General features: G+C 45.6%; 12 protein-coding genes. 8 read left to right on the top strand and 4 right to left on the bottom strand.

Going from position 1 to position 17,814, the window contains the following annotated elements; all coding sequences use genetic code 11:
- Positions 1-396 precede the first annotated feature (396 nt).
- Positions 397-1,542 carry a PP2C family protein-serine/threonine phosphatase gene (locus tag BJP34_RS22545; RefSeq protein ID WP_070394275.1) on the top strand — a complete coding sequence of 382 codons (1,146 nt, stop codon included), beginning with the start codon at positions 397-399 and terminating at the stop codon, positions 1,540-1,542.
- 496 nt (positions 1,543-2,038) lie between these two features.
- Here BJP34_RS22545 and BJP34_RS22540 read toward each other — a convergent pair whose 3' ends face one another.
- Positions 2,039-2,368, bottom strand: coding sequence for an STAS domain-containing protein (locus BJP34_RS22540; protein WP_070396830.1), 330 nt, complete (start codon positions 2,366-2,368; stop codon positions 2,039-2,041).
- 384 nt (positions 2,369-2,752) lie between these two features.
- Between BJP34_RS22540 and dapB the strand changes: the two genes are divergently transcribed.
- On the top strand, positions 2,753-3,580 hold the full coding sequence (dapB, locus tag BJP34_RS22535; protein WP_070394274.1) for a 4-hydroxy-tetrahydrodipicolinate reductase: 828 nt from the start codon (positions 2,753-2,755) through the stop codon (positions 3,578-3,580).
- A gap of 323 nt (positions 3,581-3,903) precedes the next feature.
- Positions 3,904-4,602 carry a phosphate ABC transporter permease gene (locus tag BJP34_RS22530; protein WP_070394273.1) on the top strand — a complete coding sequence of 233 codons (699 nt, stop codon included), beginning with the start codon at positions 3,904-3,906 and terminating at the stop codon, positions 4,600-4,602.
- A gap of 56 nt (positions 4,603-4,658) precedes the next feature.
- On the opposite strand, the gene BJP34_RS22525 is transcribed toward BJP34_RS22530, so the two are convergent.
- Positions 4,659-5,705: a DnaJ C-terminal domain-containing protein gene (locus tag BJP34_RS22525; RefSeq protein ID WP_070396829.1), complete on the bottom strand. Its 1,047-nt coding sequence runs from the start codon at positions 5,703-5,705 to the stop codon at positions 4,659-4,661.
- 215 nt (positions 5,706-5,920) lie between these two features.
- Positions 5,921-7,936: a molecular chaperone DnaK gene (gene dnaK / locus BJP34_RS22520; RefSeq protein ID WP_070394272.1), complete on the bottom strand. Its 2,016-nt coding sequence runs from the start codon at positions 7,934-7,936 to the stop codon at positions 5,921-5,923.
- A gap of 406 nt (positions 7,937-8,342) precedes the next feature.
- On the opposite strand from dnaK, the gene BJP34_RS22515 reads away from it, so the two are divergent.
- The 4 genes from BJP34_RS22515 to BJP34_RS22500 all read left to right on the top strand — a co-directional run bounded on the left by BJP34_RS22515 (position 8,343) and on the right by BJP34_RS22500 (position 12,967).
- Complete coding sequence (locus BJP34_RS22515; protein WP_070394271.1) at positions 8,343-9,326, top strand: alpha-ketoacid dehydrogenase subunit beta; 984 nt, start codon at positions 8,343-8,345, stop codon at positions 9,324-9,326.
- 458 nt (positions 9,327-9,784) lie between these two features.
- Positions 9,785-11,179, top strand: coding sequence for a protein translocase subunit SecD (secD, locus tag BJP34_RS22510; RefSeq protein ID WP_070394270.1), 1,395 nt, complete (start codon positions 9,785-9,787; stop codon positions 11,177-11,179).
- Positions 11,180-11,534: 355 nt separating this feature from the next.
- Positions 11,535-12,536: a protein translocase subunit SecF gene (secF, locus tag BJP34_RS22505; RefSeq protein WP_070394269.1), complete on the top strand. Its 1,002-nt coding sequence runs from the start codon at positions 11,535-11,537 to the stop codon at positions 12,534-12,536.
- Positions 12,537-12,562: 26 nt separating this feature from the next.
- Positions 12,563-12,967 carry a hypothetical protein gene (locus BJP34_RS22500; protein ID WP_070394268.1) on the top strand — a complete coding sequence of 135 codons (405 nt, stop codon included), beginning with the start codon at positions 12,563-12,565 and terminating at the stop codon, positions 12,965-12,967.
- A gap of 1 nt (position 12,968) precedes the next feature.
- Here the strand turns inward: BJP34_RS22500 and BJP34_RS44090 are convergent, their stop codons facing one another.
- Positions 12,969-15,911: an FG-GAP repeat protein gene (locus tag BJP34_RS44090; RefSeq protein ID WP_070394267.1), complete on the bottom strand. Its 2,943-nt coding sequence runs from the start codon at positions 15,909-15,911 to the stop codon at positions 12,969-12,971.
- Between the two features lie 608 nt (positions 15,912-16,519).
- Here BJP34_RS44090 and radC point away from each other — a divergent pair.
- Positions 16,520-17,251: a RadC family protein gene (gene radC, locus BJP34_RS22490; RefSeq protein ID WP_070394266.1), complete on the top strand. Its 732-nt coding sequence runs from the start codon at positions 16,520-16,522 to the stop codon at positions 17,249-17,251.
- The last annotated feature ends 563 nt before the right edge of the window (positions 17,252-17,814 follow it).

Below are 17,814 nucleotides of genomic sequence, written 5' to 3'. Positions count from 1 at the left end.
TTTCTAGAAGCTCTGCCAGAAGCACCCTTGAAAACCATTGAGCCAAATGGGGTTTCTTTTTCCGTTTTCTATCAAGCCAGGGGGTCTTGCCCTCTAGGGGGTCTTGCCCTATATAATGTTGACCAAAATAGCAATAATTGATGGAGATTTATAAAAGGGGGAAGAAACCGGAACCGGTGCAAGACACAAAAGTTATAACAAATAAATCCGGTACGCCAATAGGGAATGCCATCAATAAAAGTAACTCAGTCTAACTTGTCTTGGGGTCTGATTGACGGAACGTCACGCTACGCGATCAAGGTTTCGTGAAATTCAGCCGGTCAGAATCTACTGGCTGTCCTCATTGTAAGTCAGTGTATTGATAAATCCTAAAGTAATTTCTAAAACCTCAGTGCTATGAACCAAATTCTGATTATTGATGATGATCCAGCCATGCAAATGTTACTGAAACGGACCCTTTGCCACCAGGGTTATGAGGTAGCTGTAGCTAGCAACGGCGAAGAAGGTTTGGTGCAGGTACAAAAGTTACGTCCAGCGCTAGTCATTTGCGATTGGATTATGCCCGGTATGAATGGATTGGATGTCTGTCGTCAACTCAAGGCAACACCGGGACTCTCAACCACCATATTTATTCTGGTGACATCTCGAAATTCCATTGAAGACCGGGTAGAGGGGTTAGATGCTGGAGCAGATGACTTTCTGTGTAAGCCGATCGAAATAGCAGAGTTGAACGCACGAGTCAGGGCTGGCTTGAGGTTACACCAACTCAGTCATGATTTGCAGCACCAAAAGCAGTTGTTAGAGGGAGAATTAGCAGAGGCAGCAGAGTATGTTAGTTCGATTCTTCCAGACCGGATGAGCAAACCATCGGTGACCATTGACACCCGATTTATTCCCTCCCGGAAACTGGGGGGTGATGGCTTTGACTATTATTGGCTAGACTCAGAGCATTTAGCAATTTATCTGCTGGATGCTGCTGGACATGGCTTACGAGCTGCCTTGCCCACACTTTCAGTGCTAAATTTACTCAGGTCGCGGGCTCTAAAGTCGATTAACTACTATCAACCGAGTGATGTTCTACGAGGGTTGAACCAAACCTTCCAGATTACTGAGCGAAATGATAAGTACTTCACGGTCTGGTATGGGGTATATAACCAGGTCAAGCGTCAACTGGTCTATGCTAGTGCAGGACATCCACCCGCAATATTAATTGCTCAGACCCATGGTTCCTTGATGGAAGTACAACGTCTAAAAACGCCTGGCTTACCTGTTGGTATGTTCCCAGATGCCGATTATATTGATCAATGCTGTGAAATTACTGAATCGAGCACCCTATATATATTCAGCGATGGGATTTACGAGATTGACCAATCCAATGGCAACGTTTGGGGACTTGAGCCCTTCATCAGATTGCTGGCAGAGTGTAAGCAAAATCACAATGGTGCTTGTCACTTAGATTTGATTTTGAAATCTCTGCAAGCCGTGAACCCTAAACACTATTTTGATGATGATTTATCGTTACTAGAAATCAATTTTGTATGAACAGCTCGTTCTGGGCTAATCAACCTCAGTTTCCGTAGCGTGGGCCGTTTGCTTAGCGTGCGCCCATGGGCAATGGGCAATGTCAAAAATTGGCAGCTTTTAAAGAGAAGACAAAATACTCAATTGCCGTAAATCATCAGAAGCATTCAGCCAGGTTAGTGGGAGTATAAAGAACGAGTGGTGGATTCTTTCGCAAAAATTACTGAAAAATAAATTATTATGACTCGAAGCTCCTGACTCCTCAATGGTCGGATAGTTGGTTATGTCGAATTCATCAAGCTTTAGGAAATTTCCCTAAAACATCTTCCTACCTTCCCTAAGCTGCTCTTCATTTAAATTTGTTATGACAACAGGGGCGCAGGGGAGCAGGGGAGAGGGTTTTATTTTTTTTTATAACTGAATAATATTCAATTTAAATGGGCAACAGCTTAAAACAAAATCTAGGATTTGGAAAGGGCTACGCCCAACGGCGTTCGCCCTATAGAATTCCCTGCAATTATGTCGTCGTAGACAGCACCTCGCTTTCAAAATCTTCTCGTGTAGGAAAGATGTCAAATACTCTGTCCATGCTGGTCAGTTCAAATAACATTCTGATTTGCTCATTAACTGAGCAGATATACATCTTGCTCCCAGCAGCACGAATAGTTTTCAGAGCAAGTACCAACGCTCCCAAACCAGAACTATCCATAAAAGTAACATCTTGAAAATTAATCAAAATAATATCTGCGTTAGATTTCACCAGCTCAGTAACCTCTTGACGAAAATCGCCAGCTTTTGTACCATCTAGAATGCCTGTGGGTTGAACGACTTTAACAACAATACTCATATACCAAATTAAGCTAGTTACAAACATATACTGACTTTGCTAGTATAGCCGTGACAAATAATTTCAGCCAGACTTGGGTTGGACAATAACCATGGAGCTGACTCACGACTTAACCTAGTACTACAGCACTAATCGCTTCTTTCAGGATTAGCCTCACCGATAAAGAGCATAGTAAACTTGAATTTGGGATGAATTTGGGGGCTAATAGCGCAGGCTGATCACAACAAGCAAGATTTGAACCGATCTACCCTTGGTGCTATCCGTGGTGTCCGCTCGGGTTTTCACGGTTCCATCCCCTAACCACACTCCCACGAAAACTCCCAATATAGATGACGCAATATAGATTAAAATTGCCTTGGCAGAGCCCCAAACTATCCTGAAACCATGTCCAATTCAAATCCCATTCCAGTAGTCGTAAACGGTGCCGCCGGAAAAATGGGTCGAGAGGTGATTAAGGCTGTATCTCAAGCCCAAGACATAACCCTAATCGGTGCCATCGATACCAATCCTAAGTATCTAGGTCAAGACGCCGGAGAAGTAGCCGGGTGCGAACCAGTTGAAATTCCCATTCTCAATGACCTGCAAGCCAATCTAGTTCTGGCTACCCAAGAAAAAACCCAAGGGGTGATGGTAGACTTTACCCACCCTGACAGCATATACGACAACATCCGAACTGCGATCGCATACGGTATCCGCCCCGTAGTTGGCACCACTGGTCTTAGCGCTGACCAAATCAAAGACCTGTCGGAATTTGCTGAAAAAGCCAGCACTGGCTGCCTAATTATCCCCAACTTCTCCATTGGTATGACATTACTGCAACAAGCAGCTGTGCAAGCCTCTCAATACTTTGACCACGTAGAAATCATCGAACTCCACCACAACCAAAAAGCCGACGCTCCCAGCGGTACTGCCATTCAAACTGCCCAACGCATGGCTGGAGCGGGTAAAACCTATAATCCGGCCATGGTGGAAGAAACCGAAAAACTAAAAGGTGCCAGGGGAAGCATTGCAGAAGACAACATTCGGATTCATAGCGTGCGTTTACCTGGCTTAATTGCTCACCAAGAAGTCATGTTCGGTGCCCCTGGTCAAATCTACACCCTACGTCACGACACCAGCGACCGTTCCTGCTATATGCCAGGAGTACTGCTCGCGATTCGCAAAGTTACCCAGCTCAAGGGTCTACTATATGGGTTAGAGAAAATCTTGTGACCAGTCATTAGTCATTAGTCATTAGGTAAGCACTCAGCTATCAGCACTCAGCTATCAGCCATTCGCCTTTGGCCTTAGCCTATGGCCACGCTACACGAATGGCCACGTTACTGGAAAAATTTAGGCGCTACACCCACGCTACTAGATCGGTGCTTTTGAATAAAATAAGCTGACGGCTGACGGCTGACGGCTGAATGCTTACGTTATTAGTCATTAGTCATTGGTGATTTGTCAAAATTGAGATCAATCACAAGAAATCTAAAAACTAAATACTAAATACTGAGTAACTAAAGACTAAGGACTAAGAACTAAGTACAAAACCCATGCTAATTCCCATCACCCGCGAGAAGTTTGAACAAATCGTTCCCGTCCTAGCCACGGGACTCCAGTATCGCTACTACTGGGGTAAGTTTCGAGATTTTTTAAGGCGACTGTTAATTTCTCTAATCGCAGTCGTGGTGATTTTAATTTTAGGTTTGATTCTTGGTTCAGGTTTTGCTCCCTTCCGGGTATTATTCGAGATCACTGCAGGGCTTTACTGGTTGTGGGGTCCTGTATATTGGGCAAGTATGCGGAACCTGAAGATGCGCCGATATGGCTATAGCGGCTTCTGGCAAGGCCGAATCGAAGATGTATTTGTAACCGAGGAGTTGATTGGTACAGAAGAACAAGTCAATCAGCGGGGTGAGTTGGTAATTGTGGAACACCGGGAGAGACGGTTAAATCTAGAAGTAGAAGATAAAACTGGATTTATGAGTCAGCTGCAAGTTCCCCTTCAAAGCCTCCACAAAAATATTTCACCTGGACAAATTGCTCAGATGTTGGTCATGTCCAATCAGCCTGACTTAGGCAAGATTGCTCAGACCAGTGATATTTATATTCCTAGCTTAGACATTTGGGTAAATGACTATCCTTACCTGCAACGAGATGTCTTTGTCCAAGTTAGTCGTAAGTTGAGGAATCAAGAGCGCTCTTCTTCCAGACAACGTCCCCGTAGTTCTAGGCGTCGAAGATCCTATTAACCATTAACTTAATCATTAACGGTCATGGTTAAGATGCTTGGATGTCAGGCTTTTTCCTAGACCAGTAAATCCTGGCGAGGATTAAAATTATCAATTTGCCGTAGTTTTTCGTAGAGTTCTCTGACCTCCTCAGTGACTTCGGTTGGCACAACAATCTGAATTTCTACTACCTGATCCCCTCGTCCCCCCTCTGGATTGGGATAACCCTTATTGGCCAAGCGCAATTTTTGTCCTGACCTCACCCCACTAGGAACATTAATTTGCACTCTACCATCCAAGGTGGGAACTTCTATTAAGTCACCTAATACTGCTTCAGCAGGTGTTACTGGTACTACACAAATCACATCAAATTCCTCTAATTTAAAGAAGGGATGAGGTGACACAGTGATTTTTAAATTTAAACATCCACCATCAATACCTTGACCTTGGAGCCGCACCAGGGCACCGGTTACCATCCCAGCAGGTAGCTCAATTTCTAAACCCCGTCCATCTTCTAGGCGAATTCGCTCTCGACCCCCTTTATAGGCTTTTTCCAAAGGTAGGGTTAATCGAGCGTCAATATCTTGAGGTTGAGGTTTGGGATAAGGTTGAGGCTGAGGCTGGGATTTCGGTTGAGGTCTCAGACGAGAACTAACCGTGTAGGCTGTTTTAGTTTTCCCTGGTCGAAACGCACTGTCCGAACTTACCCGAGTCCCTGGAGGTGGGGTTGATGTTGCCTTTCTAGTAGAGCGACGTCCGAGTAGTTGATCAACGAAGGTGTTAAAGTCCCGGTAATTGCCATAATCCTCTCCTTGGGCTGAACCACGACCATTGCCGTTCCAGCCTACATTTTTAATCAAAGTAGCAGCTTTAGCCGCTTTTCTACCAAATTTCTTCTTCTGCCAATATCGGCTGAATTGGTCGTACTGCGATCGCCGATTCGGGTCAGAGAGAACTTCATATGCCTCACCAATATCCTTAAACTTGTCTTCTGCTGTCTTATCTCCAGGATTCAGGTCAGGGTGATACTGTCGAGCTAACCGCCGATAAGCCTTTTTAATTTCCTCGCTGGATGCCTCTGTCGGTACACCCAACATTTCATAGTAATCTCGATAGTTTTGCATAGTCATTAGTAATTAGTCAATAATGAAGTGTCTTAATGCACTCCCTGATCGGGGAAACCCCTGTATTAAGGGGCTGCATCGCTTTGTTGATCTATTCTCGATTAATCGTCAATTGTCAGTATTGTTTGAAGCGAACAGCCGAGTTGGCTTTTAGCTAAAGACTAATTGCTAATTAGTTATGGCTACTGACTACTGACAACTAACTACTGACTAATTTAGAACCAATCATCATCCTCATCCCAATCATTTTCAAGGGGGTTTCTGCGATAGCGATCGCGACTGGATCTCGATGAACTAGCCCCATAGGAGTCATAGGAATCCCGGCGGTAATCCCGTTCAGAATATCGGTCTGTGTCACTATCTCCGGTGAAGGTGCGACGAATTGACCCAAAGAAGTCATCATCCTCTTCGTCCTCATATTGCAGCCGTACCTCTCGCTTGAGCTCATAGAGGGCATCTTGTAGATCACCTTGAGTCCGATCAATAGCCCGGTCATCATTTTGGGCAACGGATTGACGCATCTCCTGAATTAAGCCTTCAATCTGACGCCGATAACCACTAGCAAACTGTCTACCAAAATCTAGGGCTACCTCCCGCAGTTGCCGTTCCGCTTCATTAGCCAAACTTTCTGCCCGATTGCGCTTTTCTACTCGTTCCCGTCGTTCCCGGTCAATCTCGGCGTATTCTTCTGCCTCACGAATCATTTTATTGACTTCCGCCTCACTCAGGGTAGAAGCCCCTTGAATGGTAATGCTTTGTTCTCGACCAGTAGTTTTATCCAGTGCCAATACCTGCAAAATCCCATTGGCATCAATATCAAAAGCCACCTGAATTTGGGGCACTCCCCGTGGTGCTGGGGGAATACCAGTCAACTTAAACCGACCCAAAGACTTATTATCTGTTGCCATATCCCGTTCCCCTTGCAGGACATGAATTTCCACCAAAGTCTGATTATTTTGGGAGGTGGAAAAAATATCAGACCGTCGGACTGGGATAGTCGTGTTCCGGGGGATTAACTTTTTCATCACCCCACCAATAGTTTCCAAACCCAAGGACAACGGGGTTACATCCAGCAATAGGATATCTTTTACTTCACTGTTGAGAATTCCTCCTTGAATTGCAGCTCCTACTGCCACTACCTCATCAGGATTAACGTTTTGATTTGGTTCCCGATCGATTAAGCTGCGCACCAATTGTTGTACCATCGGGGTGCGGGTTCCCCCTCCTACCAAGATCACTTCATCAATGTCCATAGGAGTTAAGCCAGCATCTTTGAAAGCTCGTTTTAGGGGTCTGCGCAAACGACTAACTAGATCAACACATAGCTCTTCAAACTGAGAGCGCTTCAGCCTAGTTTCTAGGTGTTTTGGACCATCTTCTGTAGCTGTAATAAAGGGCAAATTAATATCAGTTACACCCACCCCAGACAGCTCGATCTTAGCTTTTTCTGCAGCTTCAGTCAGCCGTTGTAGGGCTTGGCGATCGCGTCGTAGATCAATTCCCTCTGATTCCAAAAATTGCTCTGCCAACCAGTCAACAATTTTTCGATCAAAATCATTGCCCCCCAGTTGAGTATCACCACTGGTTGATAGCACTTCACACACCCCATCCCCCACCTCTAGGATGGAGACATCAAAGGTACCCCCACCCAAATCAAATACTAGGATGGTTTGGCTTGCCTCTAGATCCAAGCCATAAGCCAAAGACGCTGCTGTTGGTTCATTAAGAATCCGCAGAACCTCTAACCCAGCAATTCGTCCAGCATCTCGTGTGGCTTGCCGTTGAGAATCATTAAAGTAAGCCGGGACTGTTATTACTGTCCCTGTTACCTCCTCTCCCAGGTAGCGGCTGGCCTCATCCGCCAACTTCCGCAGGATCATCGCAGAAATTTCCTCTGGGGCAAAGTCTTTTTTCAAGCGGGGGCACTTAATTCTCACATTACCACTTTCATCCCGACGAATAGTATAAGCAACCCGCTTCGACTCTGGATTCAGTTCAGCATACTTACGTCCAATATACCGCTTCACCCCATAGAAAGTATTTTGGGGATTAAGCACAGCTTGACGGCGTGCCAATTGTCCTACAACCCTTTCTCCATCCTTACTAAAGCCAACCATTGACGGAGTTGTGCGCATACCTTCCGCATTAGCAATTACCACCGGCTTACCGCCTTCGATGACAGCCACCACGGAGTTTGTTGTACCCAGGTCAATGCCGACTACCTTGCCCATGCGTCCTTTATTCTCCTCAAGATGAATGCTGTCAACTCGTTCAATGAATTTCAACTACTATATATATAGATGATATTTTGATTAAAATTGTATATAGCCAGTGGTTCGGTTTTCCGAAGCGTAGTCACCCTAGACCCCTGACGCTTGCAGTTATGCTAAGGGATGCCCCGAAGTGCTGAATCTATTCTATCCCTTGAGTTATGCTCAAATTGAGCAGAATTTTAAAATAAGCATCCTATCATAATAGAGATTATGTTAGCAAACGGGACGATAGAGTGAATTAGCTTCAACAAACTATTGATTAAGGCTTGCATCTGCCCGACTTACCTCTGGTAAACTTCCCTGTGCCTTATCCGATGGCTCTGGCAATGCTACGATCACAGTAGCCCCCTATATTGAATTATTAATGGCAGAAACACTATTCTTTAATGCTCTGCGTGAAGCCATAGACGAAGAAATGGCACGGGATGAGACAGTATTTGTAATCGGTGAAGATGTTGGTCACTACGGTGGTTCCTACAAAGTTACCAAAGATCTGTGTAAAAAATACGGTGACTTGCGGCTTCTGGATACCCCCATTGCCGAAAATAGCTTTACTGGTCTAGCTGTTGGTGCAGCAATGACAGGCTTACGACCAATTGTCGAAGGCATGAATATGGGGTTTTTACTCCTGGCATTCAACCAAATTTCCAACAATGCCGGGATGTTGCGCTATACCTCTGGTGGTAATTTTAAAATCCCGATGGTGGTTAGAGGCCCTGGTGGTGTCGGACGTCAGTTAGGAGCCGAACACTCCCAGCGTCTAGAAGCCTACTTTCAGGCAGTTCCCGGTCTCAAAATCGTTGCTTGCTCCACCCCCTACAATGGAAAAGGGTTGCTTAAATCTGCCATTCGAGATGATAACCCAGTATTGTTCTTTGAACACGTCCTGCTCTACAATCTCAAAGAAAATCTGCCAGACCAGGAGTACTTAGTACCCCTTGATAAAGCTGAAGTTGTACGCCCTGGTAAAGATGTTACCATTCTTACCTACTCCCGGATGCGTCACCACGCTATCCAAGCAGCTAAGCAGCTGGAAAAAGAGGGCTATGATCCTGAGGTGATTGACCTAATTTCCCTAAAGCCTCTAGACTTTGAAACCATTGGTGCTTCACTGGCCAAAACCCACCGAGTCATTATTGTAGAAGAGTGCATGAAAACCGGTGGCATTGGAGCAGAATTAACAGCATCGATTAACGAGCGCTGGTTTGATGAACTCGATGCACCAGTGCTTAGGCTTTCATCCCAAGATATTCCCACTCCCTACAACGGGACTCTGGAAAATCTCACCATTGTCCAACCCCATCAGATTGTCGAGGGTGTGAAAAAGATGGTGGCTTTGCGGATTTAACTAAAAGCTTGGCAAATAAAGCTTGGCAAATAAAGCTTAGGCATTAGCCATGCAGGGGGCGTTGCTGATTAGTAGATGCTGGAGGTTAAAAAGATTTCAATTACTTAGTAAGCATACTAAGTAACCAATCGATGGAATACTTAAACCTCCAGCATTCAGACTTGCTGACTTTACTTAAGCGATCAGCTAATGCGCTACAGATGGTGCTATTTGATGTGCTGATAGGTTATTGGGAAGCTACGGAACTTTTGAAGAAAACAAGTAAGCATTACGTTTAATCTGACTCATGTAAAGCTGAACGCGCACGCGTGAGCTTTTAGCTCACGGCTGACCATTGATGGCTGAACGCGCACGCGTGCGGGTAGCGCATATGCTTACGACTTGAGACTTTATAATTTCTCAGTTACTAGGCTCGCCAAAACGGATTATCATAGCATTTGTTGCGGCGGGTCGTAGTTATGCAAAAACAGCGTTCACTATTAGCCTTAATCCTAGTACTTGTAATTACAGCAATCATATTGCTGGTGCAATTTCCAATCCGGTTAGGACTGGACTTGCAGGGAGGGGCTCAACTCACAATTCAGATTAACACTACCGAAGAGATTACCGAAATCACGGCTGAGCAATTAGACGCAGTTAAAACTGTTATAGAAGGTCGAGTCAATGCCCTAGGGGTTTCTGAGTCGGTAGTGCAAACCGTTGGCAAAGACCAGCTTTTGGTACAGCTACCTGGTGTCAATGACCCGCAACAAGCGGAACGGGTACTAGGAGGAACAGCACAGCTGGATTTTCTCAAGCAAAACATTGGTACAGACGCACAGCTGCAGGTTGAACAGCAAGTGCTACGAGAACTACAATTAAACCAAGAGGTATTGCGCAACAGTGGTGATGGAGATGCGATCGCAGAAAATCAAGCTGCTATCAATCGTAGTAACCAAGCCATCCTTGAACTATTTGAAAGCACTGGTCTGACTGGGAAAAACCTCCAAGATGCTCGTCCCCAACCTCTTCAAACTGGTGGTGCTTGGGAAGTGGCTATTCGATTCGATAGTGATGGAGCTCAAAAGTTTGCTGAGCTGACCAAGAACATTGCCGGTACAGGACGCAGCATTGGTATTTTCCTCGACAATTTACTAATTAGTGCTCCGAGTGTGGCAGCGCAATATGCTGAAAATGGCATCAGTGGTGGTGCAGCAGTGATTACCGGTAACTTTGATGCCGAAAGTGCCTATGAATTTGCTGCCCAGCTGCGGGGAGGTTCCTTACCTTTGCCAGTAGAAATCGTGGAGAATCGCACCGTAGGGGCAACCTTAGGACGAGATAGTATTCAACGTAGTATCTATGCTGCTGTAGTTGGTCTGATTTTAGTATTAATCTTTATGGTGTTCTATTACCGACTGCCTGGCATCATTGCTAATATTGCTCTGAGTATCTACGCTTTACTCACCATCGCAGCATTTGCCTTATTAGGTGTTACCTTAACCCTACCCGGAATTGCTGGTTTTATCCTTAGTATCGGTATGGCAGTTGATGCCAATGTGCTGATTTTTGAGCGGACACGGGAAGAATTACGTGCTGGTAAGACCTTGTATCGCTCAGTAGAGTCCGGGTTTTACCGAGCCTTTTCTAGTATTTTAGATGCAACTGTGACCACATTAATCGCCTGTGCAGTACTGTTTTGGCTAGGCTCAGGTCTAGTCAAAGGCTTTGCCGTAACCCTAGGCATTGGGGTAGGAATCAGTATGTTTACCGCCGTGACCTGTAGTCGCACCCTGATGCTCGTGGCAGTTTTAGGACTTCCAGGGATACGTCAGAAACCAGAACTCTTCTGCCCCAATTTACCAAGCCAATAATTGACAAAGTAGGAACTAGGAAGTAGGAACTAGGAAGTAGGAAGTGTAATTCCTAGTTATGGATAAAGCGTTTATTTGGCTATGATCGGTTTCAACTAAAAAACCTATTTAATCCTTCATCCTAGTTATGGATAAAGTTGTGAATATAGTTGTGGATATAGTGTTTAGTTGACCATGTTCCGGTTCCACCAAAAAAACCATTTCATAATTCATAATTCATAATTACTACTTTATAGCAATCCGTATAGTAATTGTGATAATTTTGTTACCTAATTCCTGTTCCCTATTCCCTATTCCCTATTCCCTGTTCCCTACTCCCTTTGCTATATAAGGATTTACTAATAGAAAAGTCAATATGAAACTTAATGTAATTAAAACGCGATCGCTTTGGTGGAGCATCTCAACCGCCCTGATTACGGTCGGTATCATTGCCATGGTGATTTCTTTTCTCCAACTAGGAGCCCCTTTACGGTTAGGTCTCGATTTCGTTGGTGGTACCCGCCTACAGCTAGAGAGAGACTGTACTCAACCCGGAAACTGCGATCAACCCATCGATTTGGCTATGGTGCGAGACGTCATGACAGCACAAGGTCTTGGCAATAGCAGTATCCAAATACTAGGGGAAGAAAAACAAGCCCTGACAATTCGGACTAAAACATTAGATGTTGAACAACGCACCCAGTTGCAAACTGCCCTAACGGAGCGTCTTGGTGTTTTCGATCCCAAATCTACTCAGATTGACACCGTTGGTCCCACCTTAGGCAGGCAACTGTTTATTTCTGGCTTAATCGCTTTGTTTATGGCCTTTGTGGGCATCTTTGTCTACCTTACCTTCCGATTCGAGTTTGATTATGGCCTATTCGCTTTCGTTGCCCTGTTCCACGATGTCTTAATCGCTATTGGTCTTTTCTCTATCCTAGGTTTAGTGCTAGGGGTAGAAGTCGATACCTTATTTGTGGTTGCCCTATTGACAATTATTGGTTTTTCTGTTAATGATACTGTGGTGATTTACGACCGGGTGCGAGAAGTAATTAAACTCAAGCCAGGTCAACATATCAATCAAATTGTAGAGGATGCTGTTAATCAAACCTTAACCCGCTCCATCAATACCACCTTAACTACCTTGCTACCCCTGTTAGCAATCTTGCTGTTCGGGGGAGAAACCCTAAAATTCTTTGCCTTAGCACTAATTATTGGTTTTACAGCAGGGTCTTACTCCAGTATTTTTATTGCCAGTACCCTCTTAGCTTGGTGGAGAGAGCGCACTGGTAAAGCTCAGTCTGTAGTCGAGGTTGCAGTTAATCCAGAAAAGGAGGGGACTTCAGTGATTGAAGCAGAATTTTCTGATGAAGTTTAGTTATCATTTTCAATAGTCTTCTAATTATGGAGCAACCAGATAGCCCAAGACGAAAAATTACCCTTGACCCAATCCTTCAGGCCAGGGTAAAACGATTACATCAATTAACTGTTTATGGTAGGTGGATTTTCGTAGGCATTCTCTGGATAACTGTTGCTCCATTAAGCCTGTGGGCTTGGCAGTATGAAATTTCCCTGATGCGATCGCATTTTACCTGGGCAGCACTCCGGTATAGTATTATCTACAACCATTTGCCTGCACTAGGTTTAGCTATCTGTATTGGCACAACCTTAGCCGTCTTAGTTTGGCAAAGTCGCAATATTTTATTTGGATTACCACCCTTAGAACAGAAACGTCTGGAGCAACAAGTACAGCGGATTTGTCAACAAGGCCCAACACACCCACTCTGGAAGTGGGTGTGCGGCTCTTGAATTAAACGATTACATCCTGATCAACAATAAAATCTGCCGCTGTGAGCTGAGTCGTGGATATTCCGAACACCTGTGCTAAGACTTCGCCATTGGCACTAATCGTAGTTGCGCCAAGGTTATTACCAATTGTCAGCTGATCAAAGGTCAGACCTCCACCTAACTCGAACCGATCGATTCCATCTTCAAAACTAAACACAGTATCTGTTCCCTCACCAGGGCTCAAGACGTAGGTGTCAGAGCCGCCTCCGCCAGATAAGGTATCATTCCCTAATCCGCCTTCTAAGGTATCATCACTGTTACCACCAAACAGGGAGTCATTACCCTCACCACCGATCAAGGTGTCTGAGTTTTCTCCCCCAGACAAGTTATCATTACCAGCTCCACCATCCAGGAAGTCTTCATTAGTCCCACCATCCAGGACGTCATCACCGTCACCACCGAGCAGGGTGTCTGAGTTATCTCCTCCAACCAGGGTATCATTTCCGGCTCCACCGTCGAGGGAGTCATCCCCTGAGTTACCTTCTAGGCTATCGTTGCCATTACCCCCAAGCAAGGTATCATCCTGGAAAGTACCAATTACCGTCGAGTCATTATCTTGGATGGTAATCAGAGTAGCTACCTCACTTACGTTGTTGAAAGCTAAACCATCATCAACCACAAACTGGATAATGCGACCAGGGGCATTAAACACTGTCTCTGGATCGTTATCCACACCAGATGTGTTTTCATACTGGAGGGTGTTGAGGACTTGCTGGTAATTTTTGATGGTATCTACCCCATCTAAGGTCAGGATACCATTGTCCGCATCGAAGCTAACCGTTATATCAGTATCAGTGTTGTCAACAGTAAGCAGTTCCTCTTTGGGATTCAGTAGATTGGCAATTGTTACTGTTGCACCAACCAGAGTGGTGTTATTAGCATCACTCAGAGTCAAGTTGCCACCTGGGAACAGTGCCAGCTGATTACCGGTAAATGTGATAGTAGCATCAATGCCGTCGGTATCTGGAGCTGGGGCAGGAGCTGGAATAGCTGGGGCAGCAGCAATAATTGGTTCGGGAGCTGGATCGGGAGTGGTAACTGGCTCGGGAGCTGGTTCGGGAGCTGGTTCGGGAGCTGGCTCGGGAGCTGGTTCGGGAGCTGGTTCGGGAGCTGGCTCGGGAGCTGGCTCGGGAGCTGGTTCGGGAGCTGGTTCGGGAGCTGGCTCGGGAGCTGGCTCGGGAGCTGGTTCGGGAGCTGGTTCGGGAGCTGGTTCGGGAGCTGGCTCGGGAGCTGGCTCGGGAGCTGGTTCGGGAGCTGGCTCGGGAGCTGGCTCGGGAGCTGGCTCGGGAGCTGGTTCGGGAGTTGGCTCGGGAGCTGGTTCGGGTGTGGGCTCGGGAGTGGGCACGATAGGTGGCTCGGGTTGGGATACACCGTTGAGGTCTATCACTGGAGCAACATTACCGAATAGGACATAGCTATTCCCTGGGGTGTTGCCATTGGCTGTACTAAGCTCAAGACCAGGTGCTCCGATCACTAGGTCATCAATGCTATCACTATTAACGTCTTTTGCTCCACTTACTGAGAAGCCTAGGGAGTCAGTACCTTCGATAACTAAGCCATTTTCCCCGTCTAGGGTAGAAAGGTCTACACTGCCAGTAGTTCCCAACCCTTCACTGCCGAATAGCACATAAACTTTGCCTGCACCTTTAGCTCCAATCGCAACATCAGCATACCCATCTTTGTTGAGATCCCCAGCATAACTAACTGACGAGCCCAGGAGACCCTCTGGTTCAATCCCTGTGATCGCAAAGCCATTGGTACCGTCGAGGCTTGCAAGGTCTAAGTTTCCTGAACCAGCAACATCCGTGCCGCCGAACACTACGTAAGCCTGGCCAACATTAGTCTGGTCACCGGCGTCAACAAAGGGAGCCCCAATGATTAAATCACTTACACCATCACCATTGACATCCCCAGCATCACTCACGGACCAGCCTGCCCTGTCACCGAGATCAAGGCTAGAACCTTCATCAATACCATTAATGACGAAGCCAGTTTTGGGGTCGGAAGAGGGTATCGATGAGAGGTCTAGGGTTCCAGTGGCACCGACACCTGAACCACCGAAAACTACATAAGTCTTGCCAGCAGAACTGTTGTCAGTCAGAGGAGAATCACTACCAGGAGCACCGATAGCGAAATCCTTGATGCCATCACCATTGATATCCCCAGCACTACTGACTGAGAAACCTGCCAAGTTTCCTTCAACACTACTGGTGAGGAGGAAGCCATTAGTGCCGTCCAGAGTGGAGAGGTCTAGGCTACCGCCAGGAGCTTGTGTGCCCCCAAATACCACATAAGCCTTGCCAGGATTAAGACCGGGAGAAGAAATAGGCAACAAGGCATGAGGAGCACCAATCAAGAGGTCATTTTTACCATCGCCGTTAACGTCCCCTAAATTGCTGATGGAATGACCAGAAAATTCTGCCGGATCGACACCATTGATAGCGAAGCCAGATGAGATATCTACGCTACCAGTAGAGCCGACAGTAGAACCGCCAAATATCACATAGCTCACGCCATTGTTGTTGGCACCAGCACCAGGAGCACTTACTACTAGGTCATTCGTACCATCACTATTGATATCTCCACCACTGCTAACGGAGAAGCCTAAGAATCCAGTTGAATTAAGACCGGCAATAACAAAACCGTTAGTACCGTCTAGGTCAGCGAGTTCGATGCTACCACTAGCACCGACACCTGGACCACCGAACACTACATAGCTTGTACCTGAAAAAAGGCCATTGGGATCTGCCCCTGGGGCTCCGATAATCAAGTCAGCATTGCCATCACCGTTGATATCTCCAGCGCTGCTGACTGAGAAGCCGGAGCGGTCACCTAATGTAACACCATTTATAGAGAACCCAATTCTGCCGTTAAGGCTTGAAAGATTAAATAGTTGATTTGACATAGTTAATTTGGTAGATGTCTATATGCTTTCGATTTGACATCATCTCAGCTAATCCTAGTGATTGGGACGAAGATTGTGATAAATTCATCAAAATTTTACGTAATTCTGAAGCAGTCTAGCATAAATCTTTATATTTTGATTGTAAATAATTAATTACTGTAACATAGCTACTACGAGCTTTGAGGTATTAAGTCAGTCAATATGATTAGAATTTATCGGATTTTCGTTGTTGGTAGGTAATTGGTGTTGCCGAAAAGTCTGCTACTCAAGGGATAACCTTCCTAGACAATCCACTACTCAACCTTTATGGTTTTGTTCAAATACTTATGCACTAAAGAAAATCAGTTATGTAAAGATTTGGCAAAATCGCCAATTTGGCACGACAGTATTATTGAATTGTGCTAATGATATTGTGTTTGTTGACACCTAATTTCTCCATCTCCCCATCTCCCCATCTCCCCATCTCCCCATCTCCCCATCTCCCCATCTCCCCATCTCCCCATCTCGATTATTGGGATAATCAGGATATTGCCAATGGAATCTAGCTTTCTTAGGTCAAAACGGGATAACTAAAAATAAATCCCTTCAGTCTTAGTCAGTGTACATCTATGACATATTGCCTGAGAATTGCTGATATTCCGATCAGTGAACGTCCTCGTGAGCGATTAGTTGCTCTAGGAGCTAAAAATCTGGCGACAGCGGAACTGCTAGCAATTCTTTTAGGTACAGGTCAAGGCAAAGGTAAGCTTTCTGCCATGGGTTTGGGACAGTTGATTTTACAGGAACTTGCTAAAGACCAACGAGACCCAATGGCTGTGTTGCGGAATATTAAAGCTCAAGAATTGACCCAAATTCATGGTGTTGGACTAGCGAAAGCCACAACGATTTTAGCAGCAGTGGAGCTGGGAAAACGGGCATTTCTGTCTCGACCAACAGAAGGTGTAATTATTGATAGTCCAGCTTCAGCAGCAGCGTCTTTGAGTCATGACTTAATGTGGCAAAATCATGAAAGATTTGCTGTGTTGCTACTCGATGTTAAAAATCATTTGTTGGGTACTCAGATTATTACTGTTGGTACCGCAACAGAAACCATTGCGAATCCCCGGGATATTTTCCGAGAAGTGCTACGCCAAGGAGCAACACAGGTAATTGTGGCTCACAATCATCCCACTGGCAGTGTTGACCCAAGTTTTCAAGATATTACTCTAACGGAACGGTTATTACAGGTAGGTCAACTCTTATGTATTCCGGTATTAGATCACTTGATTGTTGGGAATGGTAATTACCAGAGCATACGGCAAGTAACGAAACTGTGGGATGAGTATCCTCAGGAGGATTGATACCGAGTTGCATTCAAAGATAGGGAGATAGGGAGATTGGGAGATAGGGAGATAGGGAGATAGGGAGATTGGGAGATTGGGAGATTGGGGGAACAGAAAGTTATACCTTTAACCGCAACTTAGTATGACGTTTGGCGTTGCTGAATTAAGGAATGAATGCGCAATCATCTGGTGCATGTTAAAGCCCCCGTGGGTCCCCCAACTTTGCGGTGCGACCCAAGGGCGATTTACTCGCCCATTGGAAAGGGCACCGGGAGGGACTTTGAAGGTCTTATTCCCCCCAGCGAGGGATTGCTCGCTGGGGGGTTAGGGGGGCGAAACCATACCCAGAATCAGCAACGCCTGACGTTTAGCGGTGGTAGACACGGAAGGGTTATCTGACCATTCATCTCATGGGCTAATAATTACCTTTGAATTATTACCCTTAATCAAACCCTGTCCATCTCCCTACACACCCCAAACTTCCCAAAGTCCCCAAACTTCCCATCTCTTGTGTGCTAGAAAATGTTAAGTTAAGTATCAAAACATGTCTTTTCTTTACAAAAGACCCGATCACCCTATTG

Origin of the sequence: Moorena producens PAL-8-15-08-1 (genome assembly GCF_001767235.1) — a bacterium.
Lineage (GTDB): Bacteria > Cyanobacteriota > Cyanobacteriia > Cyanobacteriales > Coleofasciculaceae > Moorena > Moorena producens_A.
This window is presented reverse-complemented; position numbering and strand designations above follow the sequence as displayed.